The 19,306-nt window shown below is 71.7% G+C and carries 15 protein-coding genes; 12 read left to right on the forward strand and 3 right to left on the reverse strand.

Annotation, left to right across the window (positions count from 1 at the left end):
• The first annotated feature begins 2 nt into the window (after positions 1 to 2).
• The 9 genes from ACZ5VC_RS19200 (at position 3) to ACZ5VC_RS19240 (ending at position 13,546) form a co-directional block, all read left to right on the forward strand.
• The gene (locus ACZ5VC_RS19200; RefSeq protein ID WP_469121197.1) at positions 3 to 2,429 is read left to right on the forward strand and encodes an MFS transporter; all 2,427 of its coding nucleotides are present in this window, start codon (positions 3 to 5) and stop codon (positions 2,427 to 2,429) included.
• Positions 2,430 to 2,551: 122 nt separating this feature from the next.
• Entirely contained in the window at positions 2,552 to 5,002 is a 2,451-nt protein-coding gene (locus ACZ5VC_RS19205; RefSeq protein WP_469121198.1) for a SpoIIE family protein phosphatase, read from the forward strand.
• A gap of 78 nt (positions 5,003 to 5,080) precedes the next feature.
• Positions 5,081 to 5,809, forward strand: a complete 729-nt coding sequence (locus ACZ5VC_RS19210; RefSeq protein WP_469121199.1) for a class I SAM-dependent methyltransferase — start codon at positions 5,081 to 5,083, stop codon at positions 5,807 to 5,809.
• A gap of 146 nt (positions 5,810 to 5,955) precedes the next feature.
• Complete coding sequence (locus tag ACZ5VC_RS19215; protein ID WP_469121200.1) at positions 5,956 to 6,252, forward strand: hypothetical protein; 297 nt, start codon at positions 5,956 to 5,958, stop codon at positions 6,250 to 6,252.
• Positions 6,253 to 6,469: 217 nt separating this feature from the next.
• The gene (locus tag ACZ5VC_RS19220; RefSeq protein WP_469121201.1) at positions 6,470 to 7,303 is read left to right on the forward strand and encodes a M55 family metallopeptidase; all 834 of its coding nucleotides are present in this window, start codon (positions 6,470 to 6,472) and stop codon (positions 7,301 to 7,303) included.
• Entirely contained in the window at positions 7,296 to 8,627 is a 1,332-nt protein-coding gene (locus ACZ5VC_RS19225) for a M20/M25/M40 family metallo-hydrolase (protein WP_469121202.1), read from the forward strand. The genes ACZ5VC_RS19220 and ACZ5VC_RS19225 overlap by 8 nt, the downstream gene beginning before the upstream one ends.
• Positions 8,628 to 8,693: 66 nt before the next feature.
• Complete coding sequence (locus ACZ5VC_RS19230; protein WP_469121203.1) at positions 8,694 to 10,682, forward strand: prolyl oligopeptidase family serine peptidase; 1,989 nt, start codon at positions 8,694 to 8,696, stop codon at positions 10,680 to 10,682.
• Positions 10,679 to 11,611: a S66 peptidase family protein gene (locus ACZ5VC_RS19235; RefSeq protein ID WP_469121204.1), complete on the forward strand. Its 933-nt coding sequence runs from the start codon at positions 10,679 to 10,681 to the stop codon at positions 11,609 to 11,611. Before ACZ5VC_RS19230 ends, ACZ5VC_RS19235 begins: the two co-directional genes overlap by 4 nt.
• 132 nt (positions 11,612 to 11,743) lie before the next feature.
• Positions 11,744 to 13,546: a CocE/NonD family hydrolase gene (locus ACZ5VC_RS19240; RefSeq protein WP_469121205.1), complete on the forward strand. Its 1,803-nt coding sequence runs from the start codon at positions 11,744 to 11,746 to the stop codon at positions 13,544 to 13,546.
• On the opposite strand, the gene ACZ5VC_RS19245 is transcribed toward ACZ5VC_RS19240, so the two are convergent.
• Together ACZ5VC_RS19245 and ACZ5VC_RS19250 are read right to left on the reverse strand one after the other, a co-directional pair.
• Positions 13,527 to 14,642, reverse strand: a complete 1,116-nt coding sequence (locus tag ACZ5VC_RS19245; RefSeq protein ID WP_469121206.1) for an adenosine deaminase — start codon at positions 14,640 to 14,642, stop codon at positions 13,527 to 13,529. The two genes, ACZ5VC_RS19240 and ACZ5VC_RS19245, sit on opposite strands and share 20 nt — an antisense overlap.
• A 76-nt stretch (positions 14,643 to 14,718) precedes the next feature.
• A complete protein-coding gene (locus tag ACZ5VC_RS19250) occupies positions 14,719 to 15,468 on the reverse strand; it encodes a GntR family transcriptional regulator (protein ID WP_469121207.1) in 750 nt (249 codons plus the stop codon).
• A 191-nt stretch (positions 15,469 to 15,659) separates the two neighbouring features.
• Between ACZ5VC_RS19250 and ACZ5VC_RS19255 the strand changes: the two genes are divergently transcribed.
• Together ACZ5VC_RS19255 and ACZ5VC_RS19260 are read left to right on the forward strand one after the other, a co-directional pair.
• A complete protein-coding gene (locus ACZ5VC_RS19255; protein ID WP_469121208.1) occupies positions 15,660 to 17,117 on the forward strand; it encodes an MFS transporter in 1,458 nt (485 codons plus the stop codon).
• A gap of 229 nt (positions 17,118 to 17,346) precedes the next feature.
• Positions 17,347 to 17,919 carry a GNAT family N-acetyltransferase gene (locus ACZ5VC_RS19260; protein ID WP_469121209.1) on the forward strand — a complete coding sequence of 191 codons (573 nt, stop codon included), beginning with the start codon at positions 17,347 to 17,349 and terminating at the stop codon, positions 17,917 to 17,919.
• On the opposite strand, the gene ACZ5VC_RS19265 is transcribed toward ACZ5VC_RS19260, so the two are convergent.
• Positions 17,897 to 18,241 (reverse strand): DUF6204 family protein, encoded by a 345-nt coding sequence (locus ACZ5VC_RS19265; protein WP_469121210.1) that lies wholly within the window; start codon positions 18,239 to 18,241, stop codon positions 17,897 to 17,899. The genes ACZ5VC_RS19260 and ACZ5VC_RS19265 overlap by 23 nt on opposite strands.
• A gap of 62 nt (positions 18,242 to 18,303) precedes the next feature.
• Here ACZ5VC_RS19265 and ACZ5VC_RS19270 point away from each other — a divergent pair, with 62 nt between their 5' ends.
• Complete coding sequence (locus ACZ5VC_RS19270) at positions 18,304 to 19,206, forward strand: arginase family protein (protein ID WP_469121211.1); 903 nt, start codon at positions 18,304 to 18,306, stop codon at positions 19,204 to 19,206.
• The last annotated feature ends 100 nt before the right edge of the window (positions 19,207 to 19,306 follow it).

A 19,306-nucleotide genomic window follows, 5' to 3' on the forward strand; every position in this document is an offset into this window, starting at 1 on the left:
CGGTGGGCGGGATCACGCTGGTGAAGGGCGAGCAGGCCGCACCAACCAGTCAGGAGACGGCCGCCGCGCTCCCCTCCGCATCCCCGCCCCCGGAAGGGCCACCCGCCGGGGCCGCCCCCGCCGCCGGGCTCAGCCCCCGCCGCGTGCGCCTCGTCTTCGTCGGGCTGATGCTCGCGCTGCTGCTGGCCGCGCTCGAGCAGATGATCGTCGCCACCGCGCTGCCGAAGATCGTCGGTGAACTCCAGGGTCTGGACCGGATGTCCTGGGCGATCACCGCCTATCTCCTCACCGCCACGGTCGGTCTGCCGATCTACGGCAAGCTCGGCGACCTCTTCGGCCGCAAGGGCGTCTTCCAGTTCGCCATCGTCGTCTTCGTCATCGGCTCCGCGCTGGCCGGCTGGTCCCGCACCATGGACCAGCTCATCTTCTTCCGCGCCGTCCAGGGCGTCGGCGCGGGCGGCCTGATGATCGGCGTCCAGGCGATCATCGCCGACATCGTCCCGGCCCGGGAGCGCGGCCGCTTCATGGGTCTCATCGGAGCCGCCTTCGGTCTCGCGTCGGTCGCCGGGCCGCTGCTCGGCGGCTTCTTCACCGACCATGTCTCCTGGCGCTGGTGCTTCTACTTCAACGTCCCCTTCGGGCTGGTCACGCTCGTCGTCGTGACCGTCGTACTGAAGCTCCCGAGGCCCCGCACCAGGGCGCGGCTCGACATCCTCGGCGCGCTGTTCCTCGCCGCGGCCTCCACCTGCCTCGTGCTGCTGACCAGTTGGGGCGGCACCGAGTACCCGTGGGACTCCCGCGTCATCCTCGGGCTGGCCGCCGGAGCCGTCGGAACGACCCTGCTCCTTCTGGTCGTCGAGCACCTCGCACCCGAACCGGTCATCCCCCTGCGGCTGTTCCGCGACGCCGTCTTCAATGTCACCAGCCTCGTCGGCGCCGTCATCGGCGTCGCGCTCTTCGGCGCCGCCGGCTATCTGCCGACGTACCTCCAGATGGTCGACGGCGCGACCGCCACCGAATCCGGGCTGCTCATGCTGCCGATGATGGGCGGCATCGTCGTCGCCTCGGTCGTCTCCGGGCAGCTCATCAGCCGCACCGGCCACTACAAGATCTATCCGGTCCTCGGCAGCGCGATCTCCGTGACCGGCATGTGGCTGCTGTCCCGGCTCGACACCGACACCCCGCGCCTCGACCTCAGCGTCTGGCAGGCCGTCCTCGGCATCGGCATCGGACTGGTGATGCCGGTCCTCGTCCTCGCCGTGCAGAACGCCGTCCCGCCCGCCGACCTCGGCACCGCCACCAGCGCCAACAACTACTTCCGGCAGATCGGCGGGAGTGTCGGCGCCGCCGTCTTCGGCACCCTCTTCGCCGACCGGCTCGCCCACGCCCTCGCCCAGCGCCTCCCCGCCGGCGCGCACCTGCCCGACGCCGAGTCCATCACCCCGCAAATGGTGCACTCCCTGCCGCCCGCCCTGCGCGACGGCTACATCCAGGCGTACGCGGACGCGATGCCCCGCATCTTCCTGTACCTCGTGCCGGTGCTCCTGCTCGGACTCTTCCTCGCCTTCTTCCTCAAGGAGAAACCGCTGGTGTCCCACGCCGCTCCCACCCCCGCCACCACCGTGCCGCAGGCCCGCGCCGCCGGTGCGGCGCAGCAGCCCCCGTCCGGCTCCGGAGTCCCGCTCTGCGGCACCGTCCAGCACCACGACGGCTCCTGCGTCCCCCGCGCCGCCCTCACCCTCATCGACGTCCGCGGCCGGCAGGTGGGACGCGGTGCCAGCGGCGAGGACGGCCGGTACGCGCTGAGCGCGCCGGGAGCCGGCTCGTACGTGATGATCGCGGCCGCCGGCGGTCACCAGCCGCAGGCCGTGACCGTCACCGTCGGCGAGCGGCCGGTGGAGCTCGATCTGGTCCTGGGTGGCGCGGGGCGGCTCGCGGGGACCGTCGTCACCGCCGACGGCACCCCGGTCCGCGACGCGACGGTGACCCTGACCGATGTACGGGGCGAGGTCGTCGCCACCACCCGCAGCGGCCGCGAAGGCGGCTATGTGCTCACCGAGCTGGTGGCGGGGGAGTACACCCTGGCCGCCGGCGCCCCGGCCTTCCGGCCCACCGCCCTCGCGGTCACCGTGCAGGCCGCCCGTGAGACCCGCCAGGACATCGAGCTGGCCGGCGGGGCGGTCCTGCGCGGAACGGTACGGGCGGGAGACGGCCGGACCGTCGAGGACGCACGGGTGACGCTGCTCGACGCGGCGGGCAATGTGGTGGACACCCTCACCACCGGTCCCGACGGCGCGTTCCGCTTCGTCGATCTGTCCTCCGGGGAGTACACGGTGATCGCCGCCGGATATCCACCGGTCGCGACCGTGCTGCAGGTCGCGGGCGGCGGACGTACCGAACGCGATCTCCAGCTGGGGCACGAGGACTGACCTTTTGTCAGAGATCCGCCGGGCGTGCGGGTGATTCCTCCGATGCCCGGCGCACGACGGGCGCGTAGCCGTACCGTGGAGTAGGCCGCAGAGCCCCGGCTCGCAAGGAAGGACTTCCATCCATGGCCAGTGGTGTTCCGCCGGAGTCGTCGCCGCCCCTCGTCACGTCCGGGAGGGTGCCGCTCGCCGTGGTCGTCGTCGACGGCGAAGGCATGGTCTCCCACTGGTCCACCGGGGCGCGGCGGCTGTTCGGCCACGCCAAGGAGGACGCGGTGGGGCAGCCCGCCGCCGAACTGCTCCCCGTCACCGGCGCACTGGCCGGTGACACGGCGGAGCCGGACCCCGGCGAACGCGACATGTACTACGGGCTCGGAGGCGGGCTCGACGCCTCGCTGAACGGCCTTACCGCCTACCCGACCGCGGGACGCGCCCGGCTCACCGAGCCCCTCACCGACCGCCTCGATGTGCTCTGGTGGGCGTATCCGCTGGTCGGACCGGGCCGCGAGCGGCTGCTCGTCCTGGCCGCCGACGCCGATCAGTTCCGCGTCGAGGAATCCGACCAGGAGGACTTCGAGCGCATCGCGCCCGGCTTCGCCCTGCACACCGAATTCGACGGCTCCGAGGAGCTGGCCTGGCGGCTGCCCGAGATCCTGCCCAACATGAGCGTCCGCGAGTCCACCCGGATCGTCTCCCAGATACTCGAACTCGGCTACCCGGTCGTGGAGTTCAGCCACCACGCCCGCGTGCCCGTCACCCCCGACTGGGGTGTGCCCCTGCGAGCCGCGCGCGGCCGGCGCGGGCAGGCCGCCACGGAGGCCGCCACGCGCGGCCGGGCCGCGGCCGGCGCCGACCCGGTCGAGGACCTGGAGTACGCCGCGGTGCGCGAGCGGCTCGAGTTCCTCAACGAGGTGAGCGGCCGCATCGGTTCCTCACTCGACCTCACCCGCACGATCCAGGAGGTCACCGCGGCCGTCGTGCCCCGCTTCGGCGACTTCGCCGGCACCTACCTGCGCGAGCAGATCATGGCCGGTGAGGGCTTCCCCGATGGAGTGCCCGACACCACCACGCTGTGGCACCGCGTCGCCGTCGAGCACGTCGACGAGCCGGGCCGCTGGGACGACGTGGTGCCGGTCGGCGAAACCATGCAGTTCCCCGTACAGACGCCGTTCTTCCAGTGCATGACCACCGGCGAGCCGGTCCTCCTGCCCCGCATCAGCGAGGAGATGAGCAACGCCGTCGCCTCCCAGTTCGAGAAGCGCGACATCCGCCCCCTGCTCCACGGGCGCTCGATGCTGGTCGTCCCGCTGAAGGCCCGCGATGTGGTGCTCGGCTTCATGATCCTGCTGCGCCACCCCGGGCGGCCCTCCTTCAACGACATGGACAGGGTGACCGGCGCCGAACTCGCCGCCCGTGCCGGGCTCGTCCTCGACAACGCCCGTATGTACACGTACCAGGAGAGCGTCGCCGAGACCCTTCAGGACTCGATGCTGCCGCAGAACACTCCGCGGATGACCGGGTGCGACACGGCGACCCGCTATCTGCCCGGCACCCTGCTCGGGCGTGTCGGCGGGGACTGGTTCGACTGCATCAAGTTGCCCGGCTCCCGGACCGCGCTGGTGGTCGGTGACGTCATGGGGCACGGGCTCAACTCCGCCGCGATGATGGGCCAGTTGCGAACGGCCGTACAGACCATGGCGGGCCTCGACCTGCCCCCGGGGCGACTGCTGCGCAACCTCGACGACCTGGCGCAGCGGCTCGGCGAGCACTACCTCGCGACCTGCCTGTACGCCGTGTACGACCCGATCGGCGGCGAACTGCTCCTCGCCAACGCCGGCCATGTGCCCCCGGTCCTCGTACGGGCCGCCGACGGGCGCAGCGAACTGCTCGATCTGCCGTCGGGGGCGCCGATCGGTGTCGGAGGGGTGCCCTTCGAGACCGTACGGGTGCCGGTGGAACCGGGTGACCGGCTCGTCATGTGCACCGACGGACTGGTCGAGGTCCGAGGGGAGGACATCGGAGTCGGGCTCGCCACCCTCTGCGAATCGGCCGCCCACCCCGCGGCCTCCATGGACGACGCCTGCGACACGATCATCAGGGCCCTCAACACCGGCGGCGGGCGCAAGGACGACGTCGCCCTGCTGATGGCGCGGCTGCGCGGGATCGCCGCCGACGACGTGGCCCGATGGGAGCTCGCGCCCGAGCCGTCCCAGGTGCGAAGGGCCCGCCGGCTGGTGCGCGCTCGGCTCGCCGACTGGGGCCTCGGCGAGCTCGCGGAGACGGTGGAGCTGCTGGTCAGCGAAGTCGTCACCAACGCCTTGCGGCACACGGAGAGCCACCGCGTGGAACTACGTCTGGTGCGTGCCGAGGCGCTGTTCTGCGAGGTCGTCGACGACGGCCACAGCCTGCCGACGTTGCTCGGAGCGGGTCCCGAGGCCGAAGCCGGCCGGGGGCTCAAAGTGGTGAGCCGGCTGGCGAGGGAGTGGGGCGCGAGCCCCGCGGGCGAGGGGAAGTCGGTCTGGTTCGAGCTGGCGCTGCCGCGAGCCGGGCGGGGGCCCGTTCCGAACGACGGATGAACTTCGGGCCCAGCGCTTGTCCGCACCACCAGCGCGCGATAGACCGGCCTTGGAGTCCGTCGTCCTGGGGGAGTGGCCATGAGCGTGACGAGTCCGTACAAGGATGCCTGGGAAGGCTTCTGGCGAGAGGCGCCCGAGGAGACGGGCGGGGTCATCTGGGACGCCGAGCCGGCGCTCACCGCCGGACTGCACCTGAGCGTCTTCGAACCGCACCTCACCGACCCCGGACTTCCGCTGGTCGACCTCGGCTGCGGGAACGGCACCCAGACCCGCTACCTGGCCGGCCGGTTTTCCCGCGTCCTCGGCGTGGACCTGGCGCCTGCCGCGATCACCCACGCCCGTCGCGCCGTCCCGAAGGGCGCCGAGGGCCTCTTCCGGGAGCTCGACGCCGTCGACGGGAAGGCCGTCACCCATCTGCACACCGAACTGGGGGACGCCAACGTCTACATGCGCGGTGTGCTGCACCAGTGTGAGCCGCAGGACAGGCAGGCGCTCGCCGACTCGATCGCGATCCTCGTGGGGCAGCGCGGGCGGGCCTTCGTGGTGGAGCTCGGCGAGGCGGCCGGACGGATGCTGAGGGGTATGGCCGAGAGCCCCGCCGGTCCGCCGCCCAAGCTCCGGCCGGTGTTCCGGCACGGCATCGAGCCGGGCACGGTGGCCGACGCGGCGATGCCGGAGATCTTCGGCGAGGCCGGGCTCGACGTGGTCGCCTCGGGCGATCTCCCGCTGATGACGACCGAGCACACGCCGGCCGGTGACCGCCTGGAGCTGCCGTCGAAGTGGCTGGTGGTGGGCCGGGCCATGTGACTCCGTCGGCCCAGCGCGCCCACGGACGGAGGAGGAGATGTTGGCGCCCCCGCTCGCCCGGCCCGAGGCTGAGCGGGACGTCACCGGGTCTCAGCGAGCGCGGGCGGAACCGCGCCGGCCGTGGTGGACGCCGAGGAGCGAATGCGATGAGGGTGATGTTGCGGGCGCGTCTGGACACCCAGATGTCGAACGAGGCGTTCAAGAGCGGCGAGCTGCAGGAGGTCATGCAGTCCCTGATGGAACAGCTCAAGCCGGAGGCCGCCTACTTCGGCCCCACTGAGGGGGGACGGTCCTGCACCTTCGTCTTCGACATGCAGGACAGCTGGCGGATGCCCTCCATCGCCGAGCCGCTCTTCAACCAACTCGGCGCCCGGATCGAGATCCAGCCGGTGATGAACGCCGAGGACCTGAAGAAGGGCCTCGCCGCGGCGAGGCAGGGCTGACAGGCCGAGCCGCCACGCTCATGCCGCCTCCGCGCCTCGGCCGGGGGCGGCAGCGGTTCCTCCTGTGGCGGCAGCGGCGGCTGAGTCGTCGGTCCCTGGATCGCCGGCCCGGAGGCCCTTCTCCCGGGTGAACCTGCATCGGTTCTGGCCTGGTCGTTCTCCGGCGCGTAACGTGACGCGGCATGGGCACGGACGACCCGCGACGGGACGGTGAGTCGTGAAGATCCTCATCAGCGCCGACATGGAAGGCGCCACCGGTGTGACCTGGCCGGCCGATGTGCTGCCCGGCACGCCGCAGTGGGAGCGGTGCCGCTCGATGTTCACCTCCGACGTGAACGCGGCCGTGCTCGGCTTCTTCGACGGCGGCGCGGACGAGGTGCTCATCAACGAAGCGCACTGGTCCATGCGCAATCTGCTCCTCGAACGGCTCGACGAGCGCGCCGAGATGCTGACCGGCAAGCACAAGTCGCTCTCCATGGTGGAGGGCGTGCAGCACGGTGACGTGGACGGCATCGCCTTCGTCGGCTACCACACGGGCGCCGGCGCCGAGGGGGTCCTCGCCCACACCTACCTCGCCAACTCCATCACCGGTGTCTGGCTCAACGGTGAGCGGGCGAGCGAGGGACTGCTCAACGCACATGTCGTCGCGGAGTACGGCGTGCCCGTCGTCCTCGTCACCGGCGACGACCTCACCTGCGAGGACGCCCTGGGCTACGCGCCCCAGGCGCTCAAGGTCGCGGTGAAGGACCATGTGTCACGGTACGCGGCGGTGTGCCGCACCCCGGCCCGCACGTCGGGCGCGATCCGCGCGGCCGCCAAGGAGGCCGCGGCCCTGGCCGTACGCCACGAGCCGGTGCGGGGCGGCCCGTTCACGGTGGAGCTGGAGTTCGACGCGGAGCACCTCGCCGCCGCGGCGACCGTCGTCCCGGGCTCGGCCCCGAGCGGGGAGCGCCGCGTCGCCTACACCAGCGAGACGATGTACGAGGCGATCCGCACGTTCAAGGCGGTCACGACGATCGTCTCGGCGGCGGTGGAGGAGCAGTATGGCTGAGGGCACGTCTGTGGGCGCCCTGGCACTGGACGAGGTCGTGACCTTCACCTCCGACCTCATCCGCCTCGACACCACCAACCGCGGGGGCGGCGACTGCCGTGAGCGGCCGGCGGCCGAGTACGCCGCCGAGCGGCTGGCCGGCGCGGGCCTCGATCCGCTCCTCCTCGAACGCACTCCCGGGCGGACCAATGTGGTGGCCAGGATCGAGGGCACCGACCCGTCCGCCGACGCGCTGCTCGTCCACGGCCATCTGGACGTCGTGCCCGCCGAGCCCGCCGACTGGTCCGTGCACCCCTTCTCCGGCGAGATCCGCGACGGGGTCGTGTGGGGCCGTGGCGCCGTCGACATGAAGAACATGGACGCGATGATCCTCGCCGTCGTACGTGACTGGGCGCGTCGGGGGATCCGCCCCCGCAGGGACATCGTCGTGGCCTTCACCGCGGACGAGGAGGCCAGCGCGGTCGACGGCTCCGGCTTCCTCGCCGACCGCCACCCCGAACTCTTCGAGGGCTGCACGGAAGGCATCAGCGAGTCCGGCGCCTTCAGCTTCCACGCCGGCCCGCGCACGACGCTCTACCCGATCGCGGCGGGCGAGCGGGGGACCGCCTGGCTGAAACTCACGGCCCACGGCACGGCCGGCCACGGTTCCAAGGTCAACCGGGCCAACGCGGTCAGCCGCCTCGCCGCTGCCGTCGCCCGCATCGGCGAGCACCAGTGGCCGGTGCGGCTCACCCCGACCGTGCGTGCCGCGCTGGCCGAACTCGCCGCGGTGCACGGCGTCGAGACCGACGTGACGGCCGACGGCATCGACGTGGACGCGCTGCTGGCCAAGCTCGGCCCGGCGGCCGCCCTCGTCGAGCCGACCGTGCGCAGCAGCGCCAACCCGACCATGCTGGAAGCCGGTTACAAGGTCAACGTCATCCCCGGGCAGGCCACGGCCTACATCGACGGCCGGGTGGTGCCGGGCGGCGAGGACGAGTTCGCCGCGACCATGGACCGGCTCACCGGGCCGGACGTCCAGTGGGAGTACCACCACCGCGAAGTGCCGCTCCAGGCGCCGGTCGACTCACCGGCGTTCCGGAGGATGCGGGAGGCCGTGGAGCGGTTCGACCCGGACGCCCGTGTCGTGCCGTACTGCATGTCGGGCGGCACCGACGCCAAGCAGTTCTCCCGGCTCGGCGTCACAGGCTACGGCTTCTCGCCGCTCAAGCTGCCCGTGGGCCTGGACTACCAGGCGCTCTTCCACGGCGTCGACGAGCGGGTCCCGGTCGACGCGCTGCACTTCGGTGTCCGCGTCCTCGACCACTACCTGCAACGCGCGTAGCCGCACCCATCGACGGGCACGGATCGTCACGACCGGGTACACCGCACAGAAAAATGGGGGAAGGACATGGTTCCCACGGGGGCATACGGCAGCTGGCCGTCGCCGATCGACGCCACGCTCGCCGCGGCACACGACGGCAGGCCCGAATTCGTCGGTGTGCTCGGCGAGGAAGTGTGGTGGACGGAGCCGCGTCCCCTCGAGGGCGGCCGGCGGGCGCTCGTACGACGCAGGACCGACGGCGTCGAGGAATCGGTGCTGCCCGCTCCCTGGAACGTACGCAGCAGAGTCATCGAGTACGGCGGGCAGCCGTGGGCGGGGACGGCCCGCGGCACCGGAGGCCCCCTCGTCGTCTTCTGCCACTTCCCGGACCAGCGGCTGTACGCGTACGAGCCCGACAGCGGGCGGGAGCCACGGCCGCTGACCCCGGTCTCCGGGACCGGCGGCGGACTGCGCTGGGTGGATCCCCGGATATGCCCCGACCGCGGCCCCCACGGTGAAGTCTGGTGCGTCCTCGAGGAGTTCACCGGCGAGGCGCCCACCGATGTGCGCCGGGTGATCGCGGCCGTCCCGCTGGACGGCTCGGCCGCCGAGGACCGCTCGGCCGTGCGCGAGCTCTCCGACGGGCGGCACCGGTTCGTCACCGGTCCCCGGCCCTCTCCGGACGGCCGGCGCGTCGCGTGGATCGGCTGGGACCACCCGCGGATGCCGTGGGACGGCACGGAGGTGATGCTCGCCGATGTCACCGACGACGGAACCTTCACGAACGCGTCGCGCGTCCTCGGCGGCCCCGAGGAGTCGGTCCCGCAGGTCGACTGGACGGCCGACGGGCAGCTGCTGCACGTCAGCGACCGCGGCGGCTGGTGGAACCTCTACCGCGAGGACCCGCACCGGGGGACCGTGGCGCTCTGTCCGCGCGAGGAGGAGTTCGGCGGGCCGCTGTGGAAGATCGGGCTCAGGTGGTTCCATCCGCTGGAGAACGGCCTGATCGCGGTCATCCACGGCAAGGGCTCCACCTCGCTCGGGATCCTGGACCCGGAGAGCGGCGAACTCGTCGACGCGGCCGGGCCCTGGACCGAGTGGGCCCCCACCCTCGCCGTCCACGGCAGCCGTGTCGTCGGCGTCGCGGCCAGCCCGCGCAGCGCGTACGAGGTCGTGGAACTGGACACGGCCACCGGCCGGACCCGGGTCATCGGCTCGGCCCACGACGACCCGGTCGACCCCGCCTACTACCCCGAGCCGCAGATCCGCACCTTCACCGGCCCCGACAACCGTGAGATCCACGCCCACATCTATCCGCCGCACAACCCCGACCGGATCGCCCCCGGCGACGAACTGCCGCCCTATGTCGTGTGGGCGCACGGTGGCCCCAACGGGCACGCCCCGCTGGTCCTCGACCTGGAGATCGCCTACTTCACCTCGCGCGGCATCGGGGTCGCCGAGGTCAACTACGGCGGCTCCACGGGCTACGGCCGGGAGTACCGCGAGAGACTGCGCGAGCAGTGGGGCGTCGTCGACGTGGAGGACTGCGCCGCCGTGGCGGTCGCCCTCGCGGCGGAGGGCACGGCGGACCCGGCGCGGCTCGCCGTCCGCGGCGGCAGCGCGGGCGGCTGGACCACCGCGGCCTCCCTCACCACCACCCGCCTCTACGCCTGCGGCACCATCCTGTACCCCATCCTCGATCTGCTCGGCTGGGCCACGGATGAGACCCACGACTTCGAGTCGCGGTACCTGGAATCGCTGATCGGCCCGCTCGACGACGTGCCGGCGCGATATCGCGAGCGCTCGCCGCTGCACCACAGCGACCGGATCACTGCCCCGTTCCTGCTGCTCCAGGGGCTCGACGACGTGATCTGTCCACCTGCGCAGTCCGAGCGGTTCCTCGCCCGCATGGCGGGACGGGGCATCCCCCACGCGTACATCGCCTTCGAGGGCGAGAGCCACGGTTTCCGCAGGGCCGACACCATGGTCCGCGCGCTGGAGGCAGAACTCTCTCTGTACGCGCAGACGTTCGGCATCTCCAGGTCCGACGTCCCGCTCCTGGAGCTCAAGAAGTGACCGCCATACCGCTGACGCGGCCCGCCCGTCTGCGGCCCGGCGACAGGGTCGCCGTCGTCGCGCCGAGCGGCCCTCTGCCGGAGGAGCGACTCCTTGTCGGGCTCGACATCCTGCGCGACTGGGGGCTCGAACCGGTGGTGGCGCCCCATGTCCTCGACACCCACCCCGACTTCGGCTATCTCGCCGGCACGGACCTGGCGCGCGCCAGGGACCTCCAGGAGGCGTGGTGCGATCCGACGGTGTCCGCCGTGATCTGCGCGCGCGGCGGCTACGGCGTCCAGCGAATGGTGGACCTGCTCGACTGGACGGCGATGCGGGCGGCGGGCCCCAAGGTCTTCGTCGGCTACAGCGACGTCACCGTGCTCCACGAGGCCTTCGCCCTGCGGATGGGCCTTGCCACCCTGCACGGGCCGATGGTCGCGGCGGTGACCTTCCTCAAGGACGTCCGGACCCAGGAGTCGCTGCGGGCCACGCTGTTCGAGCCCGAGTCGGTGCGGACCCTCGGCCTGGAGACGGCCCGGACCCTGGTCCCCGGCCGGGCACGGGGAATCACGCTGGGCGGCTGCGCCAGCCTTCTCGCCTCCGACCTGGGCACCCCGGGCTCCCGGGCTTCCGCCCGGGGCGGGCTGCTGCTCCTGGAGGACGTGGGCGAGGAGCCGTACCGCCTGGACCGGATCCTCACCCAACTGCTGAGGGCCCGCTGGCTGGAGGGGGTGGCCGGGATCGGCCTGGGGTCGTGGGTCGAGTGCGGCCCCTATGAGGAGGTACGGCCGCTGCTCGCCGAACGGCTGGGTGGTCTCGGTGTACCGGTCGTGGAGGAGATGGGCTTCGGGCACAGCGAGACGGCACTGACGATGCCGCTCGGGCTGCCCGCCGTGCTGGACGCGGGGGCGGGCACGCTCACCCTGGATGTGCCCGCTCTGCTCTGACCTCCCGCCGTCCGCCCCGGCCTTCACTGAATCTTCGTCAAGAAACCTCCGTCACGGGCGTTGACGGGGTTATGACACGTGTCACAGCATGAGCACGGCCCGATACTTACCGGTCGGTAAGGCGCTCACCGTGTGGAGGTCCGCGTGTCCCGTGCCGTGCCCAGGTTCCGTACGCCACTCGCTCTCGTCGCCGCCACCGCGCTGGCCGCGCCGCTCGCCCTCGCCGCACCCGCCGGGGCCACGGCCTCCGCCCCGACCGGTGAACACACCGTGAGGGCACTGAAGTTCACGGTCGGGGCGGGCGACCGCACCTGCACGGTGGACGCGGATCTCTACCGGCCCGCCGGCGTCGACGCCGGCCACCGCGCCCCCGCCGTCCTCGCCACCAACGGCTTCGGGGGAAGCAAGTCCGACGGCTCGACGGACGCCATCGGCAAGGCGTTCGCCGCACGTGGCTACGTCGCCCTCGTCTACTCCGGTCTCGGCTTCGGCAAGTCCGGCTGCCTCGTCTCCCTCGACGACCCGGCCATCGACGGCCGCGCCGCCTCGCGCCTCATCGACTTCCTCGGTGGCACCCGCGCGGCCGACGACGGCACCACGGCGGACTTCGTCACCCGGGACGGGCGCGGCGACCCGCGCGTGGGGATGATCGGCGGATCGTACGGCGGCGCCGTCCAGCTCGCCACGGCCGCCGTCGACCACCGCGTCGACGCACTCGTCCCGATGATCACCTGGAACGACCTGGCGTACTCGCTCGACCCCAACGGCGCCGCGCGTGAGGCCCGTTCGGACACCCCCGGAGCCTTCAAGTGGCAGTGGTCCAACGGCTTCTACCTGATGGGTGAGGGCCAGCCGCTGCTCGCGCCCGCCCTCGACCCCAGCCGGATCAACTCACTGGGCTGTCTGCACTTCGTCACCCGGGCCTGCGACACCGTCCGGCTCCTGAACTCCGGCCGTTACCCCGCCGACCGGACCCGGGAGATGCTGGACTTCGCCCGCAGCGTGTCCCCGGTCTCCTACCTCCACCGGGTCGAGGCGCCCACCCTGCTCGTCCAGGGCCAGGCCGACAGCCTCTTCAACCTCAACGAGGCCCGGGCCAGCTACGAACAGCTCAAGGCGCAGGGCACCGAGACCAAGATGATCTGGCAGTCGTGGGGACACAGCGGAGGCCAGGTACCCGGCGAGCTGAACCTCGTCGAAGGCAATCTGGAGACGTCGTACGTCGGCCGGCGCATCCTGGCCTGGTTCGACCGCTACCTCCAGGGGCGCCCGGCCACGGACACCGGCCCGGCCTTCGCGTACTACCGCGACTGGCGCGGCGGCTACGGCACCGCGTCTGCCGTACCGCCCCTGTCGCGGAAGATGTACCTCTCCGGCGACGGCAAGCTCGTCGACCATCGCTCCGAGGTCGCCCGGGGAGCACGCGAGTACCGCAACCGGCTGGTGCCGACGAGCCATTCGGAGTCATCGCTCGCCGGGCTGATCGGACTGCCCGACCCCAGGCCGTACGACGCCCCGGGCACCTATCTCGGCTGGACCAGCGCCCCCCTGAAGGAGCCGGTCGAGGTCGTCGGTTCCCCGAGGGCGACCCTCAAGGTCGTCTCCCCCAGGACCGAGCGCGTCCAGAACTCCGCGGACGCCGCCGACAAGCTCGTCCTCTTCGCCAAGGTGTACGACGTGGCTCCCGACGGCTCCAAAACCCTCGTCCACCGGCTGGTCGCACCCGTGCGGGTCCCGGACGCGACCAGGCCGTTCACCGTGGAGCTCCCCGGCATCGTGCACCGCTACGAGAGCGGCCACCGGCTGGAGTTCGTGATCGCCGCGAGCGACGACGCCTACTTCGGCAACCGGGGCGTCAAGCCGGTGACGGTCACCAGTGCCCCGCAGGACACCGGCGTCCTCGAACTTCCCGTGGTCAGCGGGTCGTCGCGGTGAGGGCCGCGTAACCCGGCAGGACGATCTCGTCGATGATCCGGCGGCGCTCGGGCAGCGGCAGGAACGCGGAGTCGACCGCGGCGACCGTGAACTGCTCGAAGACCTCGGGGCCGTAGCCGAAGGCGTCCACCATGTGCTGGAACTCCTCGCTCATGGTGGTGCCGGAGACCAGACGGTTGTCGGTGTTCAGGGTGATCCGGAAGCCGAGGCGGCGCAGCAGGTCGATCGGGTGCGAGGCGTAGTCCTTCGCGGCACCGGTCTGCAGGTTGGAGGTCGGGCAGACCTCCAGGGCGATCCCGTTGTCCCGGACGTACGCGGCGAGGTGGCCGAGGTGGGCGGTGCCGTCGTCGTCCACACGGATGTCGTCGGTGATGCGCACCCCGTGGCCGATCCGCTCGGCGCCGCAGATCTGCACGGCCTCGTGGATCGACTCGGCGCCCACGGCCTCGCCGGCGTGGATCGTGAAGTGGCAGTTGTGCCGCTTCAGGTGCTGGAAGGCGGGCAGGTGGTTGGCCGGCGGGTTGCCGATCTCGCCACCCGCGATGTCGAAACCGGCGACGCCGCGCTCACGGTGGGCGACGGTCAGCTCCGCTATCTCGAGCGACCGGGCGGTGTGCCGCATGCCGGTCAGCAGCGTGCCGACGGTGATCCGGCCGCCGGTGCGGCGCTCGCCCTCCCGGAAGCCCTCGTTGACGGCCTCGACGACCTCGTCGAGGGTCAGCCCCCGCTCCAGGTGCTGCTCGGGGGCGTAGCGGACCTCGGCGTAGACGACGCCGTCCGCCGCCAGATCCTCGGCACACTCGGCCGCGACCCGGAACAGCGCCTCGCGGGTCTGCATCACGGCGCAGGTGTGGGCGAAGGTCTCCAGATACCGCTCGAGCGATCCGGAGTCCGCGGCGTCACGGAACCACACCGCGAGCGCCGCCGGGTCCTCGGTCGGCAGCGAGGTGTAGCCGCACTCCCGGGCCAGCTCGACGATGGTGGCGGGACGCAGACCACCGTCGAGGTGATCGTGCAGGACGGCCTTGGGGGCGCTGCGGATCCAGTCGGCAACAGGGGTGGCGGTGTCGGCGGCAGAGTTGTCAGACAAGTGCATGGCGCGGAAGTGTACGGCACACCGGCAGCCTCGTGCCGTGACCCGCGTCTCGCCCGGCCGTGCGGAGCGGGGAACGTCAGCTGGACTGAAGTACCGGAAGCGCGGGCGCGCCGGTGGGCAGCATGTGCTTGGCCGCCAGGATCGGCGTCTCCCCGGCTCGCACCACCTGAGTGATCAGTACGGCCGGGGTGTCGGCCGGGCGCAACAGCTGCTCGCCGCGCCGCTGCCCGAGCAAGGTCGCCGTCACGCTGCTGTGCGCGCTCAGCTGCACCCCGCGCGACGCGCCGGCCAGCACCGCGAGCATCGAGGTCCGGTCCGGCGCCGGCGCGTTCCGCAACGCCGCCGAGAAGGCCGGGTGCGCCCGGTCCAGTACGTCGTCGGCGGCCGCCCACTCCTGGCTCAGCGCCGCCGCCGTACCCTCCCCGGCGAGCAGGGACTCCCAGAAGCGCAGCTCGGCGCGGGCGGGCGCGAGCAGGTGCTGGGTGGTGAAATCGGTGGGTTCCTCGACGGCCCGCAGGAGGGCGCGCACCCGCAGCGGGGAGCCGGCGCCGATCAGCTCCTCCAGGGGCTGGATGTGCTCGAAGCCGCGGCGCGGGGGATGGTCGTTGACGGTCCGGCCGACCCCCCGGCGCACCGAGAGCAGGCCGTCCTCCTGGAGCAGCAGGAGGGCCTCGCGCAGGGCCGGTCTGCTCACGCCCAGTTCGGCGGCGAGCCGGGGCTCCGAGGGAAGGGTGGAGCCGGGCGGATAGACGCCCTCGTGGATGGCGTCCGCGATCCGCTCGTAGAGCACCACGACCGGTCGCCGCTGCGGTCCGCTGACTGCCACTGCCCCTCCTTGACTGACTTGTCGGCAAGCTAAGCCGACACCGAGCCCGTGAGCAACGGTATCCAGATTCACAGGACCAGGGGTCTTGACGTTTTACGCGCGTAGACCTCACCCTGTTTCGGCGGTACTTGTCTGACAAGACTGCTGAACCGATTCGTTCATGACATGACATCCAGGGCAAAGGGGCCGACATGTCACCCACACTCGGCCGGACGCGTTCCGGAGCCGATTCCGATCTCGCGGGCCGCGGGCCCATGCTGCTGGCGATGGTCCTGGCCGTACTCGGCTACCAGATCAACGCCACCATGCTCAGCCCCGCGCTGCCGGATGTCATCGAGCGCCTCGGCACGACCACGGCGGCGGCCGGGCTCTCCCAGACCCTGTTCTTCCTCATGGCGGCCATCGGTCAGGTCACGCTCGCCCGCCTCAGCGACCAGCGCGGCCGCAAGCCGATGATGATCGTCTGCGCGATTGTCCTTATCTTCGGCAATCTGCTCTGCGTCTTCGCGCCGAACATCGAGCTCTTCATCGCCGGCCGCATCCTCCAGGGCATCTCGGCCGCGATGTTCACCCTCGCCTTCCTCACCCTGAACCAGCTGCTCACCCCGGCCGGCTTCGGCAAGGCCGCCGGCATCATCACCGCCGTCAACGGCGGCCTCGCCGGTGTCGACGCCATCGCCGGCGGCCAGATCGCCGACACCATCGGCTTCCGCGGCATCTTCGTCTGCTCCACCCTGATCGCCGTCGCCGGCCTTTTCGGCGTGCGCAGGTACGTCCCCGACGTCCCCGCGACCAACGCCGACAGCCGCTTCCACTCGCGTGGGATCGCCGCCCTCGCCCTCGGCCTCACCGGCGTCCTCGTCGGCCTCGCCCAGGGCGCGGCCTGGGGATGGACCTCCCCGCTCACGCTGGGCTTCCTGCTCGGCGGAGTCGCCGCCCTCGTCTTCTTCGTCGTCTCGCAGAAGAGCGCCGCGAACCCGGTCATCGACATCGAGGTGCTCGCCTCCCGCCGCGCCTGGCCGCTGCTGATCACCACCATCTGCACCCTGGGCGGCGCATTCGGCGCTATCGCCCTGACCATCCCGCTGTTCTCCCAGGACGCCCGGGTCGGCCTCGGGCTCTCGGCCGTCACCGCCGCCGTCCTCTTCCTCACCCCGATCCAGCTCATCGGCGTGATCTCGGCCCCGCTGACCGGCCGGCTCGGACCGAAGCTCGGCTGGCGCCGGATCGTGGTCACCGGCGCCGTCGCCAACTTCGCGATCTTCGTCTTCGCCACGTTCTTCCTGCACAACGAGTGGATCCTGGTCGGCTCGCTGGCCGCCCTCGGTGTCACCTACGGCGGATTCATGCTCACCGGCCTCAACGGCCTCGCCGTCACCACCGCGCCCAAGGACAAGCCGGGCTCGCTCTCCGGTCTCAACGGCGCCTGCTTCGGCATCGGGGCCTCGCTCGGCATCGCCCTCGCCTCAGCCATGATCACGGCGGGCAGCGACGCCGGAGGCGTGACCGAGGCCGGCTATCAGCACGCGATGTACGCGGCGCTCGCGCTGCTCGGCATCGGTGTCCTCACCGCGTTCCTCATCCAGCGTCCGGACCCGGCCGAGGCCGCGGACGCCGACGAGCCGCAGCTGGTCCTCAGTCACCACTGACGACGGCCACGGGCCGCTCGACGGGTGCCCCTCACCCGTACGGCCCCTTCCACCGCCCCCGTGCGCCCCGGATCCGTCCATCCGGGGGGTACGGGGGCGGCCGTCGTGGCACAGGAAGGTGGGTGAGGTGGGTGAGGCGGGAGTGGCGAGGGCGAGGGGGGTGCGGGGAAGGCGCGTGGGACGAGGTGGCCGGGAAGCCCGCCCCGACCCGGTTGGTTAACCTGGCGTGATGTCCGGCACCCGTGGATACCTCGCCCAGAACGCGCAGGTCGGCATCCGTCCCTACACCCCCGACGACGCCCGGGAGTTCACGGCCCGCGCCCGCGAGAGCGTGGAAGCGCACCGGCCCTGGCTCTTTCCGCCCCTGACCGCCGAGGCGTACGCGGCGTACGCCGGGTCCTTTCCGGACGACCCCACGAAAGCCGGCTTCCTCGTCTGCGAACCGGCGCGGGACGACGGCATCGCGGGCTTCATCAACATCAACAACATCGTTCGCGGCAGTTTTCGGAGCGGAGCCCTCGGATACGGCGCCTTCGCGCACGCCACCGGCCGCGGGGTGATGAGCGCGGCCCTCGCTCTCGTACGGGAGTACGCCTTCGGCCCGATGGGGCTTCACCGGCTGGAGGCCAACATCCAGCCGCTCAACGAACGGTCCCTGGCGCTGGTGCGCCGGGCCGGTTTCCGACTCGAGGGATTCTCGCCCGCGATGCTCTTCGTCGACGGAGCGTGGCGCGACCACGAACGCTGGGCGCTCACCTCGGAGATGGTCGACGCGAGGCTCAGCGGCGGCCCTTGTAGTTGATTTTCATGGTGTCCATGTCCGTCACCGTGGACTTGAGGCCACGAAAGCCGTGACCCAGGGCCTTCAGCGCCTGCTCGGCGCGGTCCTCGGCGATCACCCCTGCCATCTCCTCGCCGTCCGCCGCGTCCGACACCACCACATGGCGGAAGCTGAAGTGCTTGAGCGCGGTGTCATAGGTGAGGGACCCCTCTTCGGTGAACTGCATCTGCGCAAGCCCATGGTTGTCCACGTCCGCGAGCAGCCTTTCCCGCGAGGCGTCCGTCAACCCGTCCCACGTTCCGCGAACGATCACGCGGTACGTGTGCTGTGTGCCGTCGCTCATCTCCACCGTCACCCTTCACGCATCCGTTGAAGATCCAGAGTACGGCGGAGAGGATGGAACGCATGCGGAATATCGTGGTCGTCGACGCACCATCCAATCTGGGGCTCAGGCCTCCCGTCCCCGGCACCGTGCCCGGCTGTTACAAACTCGCCGGCGCCCTCCGGGAGAACCGGATCGTCCAGCGTCTGCGGGCGCGTGAGGGCGGAGTCGTCGTCCCGCCACGCTACGACCGCGGTGACTGGCGCGAGGGTGACGGAGTGTTCAACGCCGCCGCGCTGGCCATGTACACCCGGGCCCTCGCCGACCGGATCCAACACCACGTCCGCGCCGGTGACTTCACGCTCGTTCTTGGCGGGGACTGCTCCATCCAGCTCGGCGCCTCTCTGGCGCTGAAGCGTCTGGGCCGGTACGGACTCGCCGCCCTCGACGGCTCCGCGGACTTCCGCCACCCGGGCAACTCCGCGCCCGACCGGATCGGGGCCGCCGCGGGCGAGGAGCTCGCCCTCGCCACCGGCCGGGGCCAGGACGACCTCACCGACATCGAGGGCCTGCGCCCCTATCTGCGGGACGAGGACATACGCCTCTTCGGGCTGCGCGACGGCGACGAGGACCTGACCGAGCTCGCCGAGCTGAAGATCCCGGCCGTCACGGTCGGCCGGCTCCGCGAGTGGGGCGCCGCCGACCTCGCGGCCGCGACCGTCCTGTCCTTGGAGACGCCGGCCCTCGACGGCTTCTGGGTGCACCTGGACGCGGACGTCCTCGACCCGAGCGTGATGCCGGCCGTCGACAGCCAGGAACCCGACGGGCTCCTCCCGGACGAACTGCTCCCGCTCCTGCGCACCTTGGTCCGCTCCGAACGGTGTGTGGGGCTCAATGTCACCGTGTACGACCCCGACCGCGACCCGGACGGCACCGCGGGCGCGCTCCTGACCGATCTCGTCGTCGCCGCCCTCGCCGACGGCTGAGCCCGCGCCCCGGAGCCCGGCACCCGGATAAGTCCGGCCGCAACCAGAGGGGTTCGGCCCCGGGCTTTGCCGAAGCCTGACCTCCGGAGCCCCTGGTCAG

It is taken from the genome of Streptomyces sp. NPDC033174 (genome assembly GCF_055577795.1).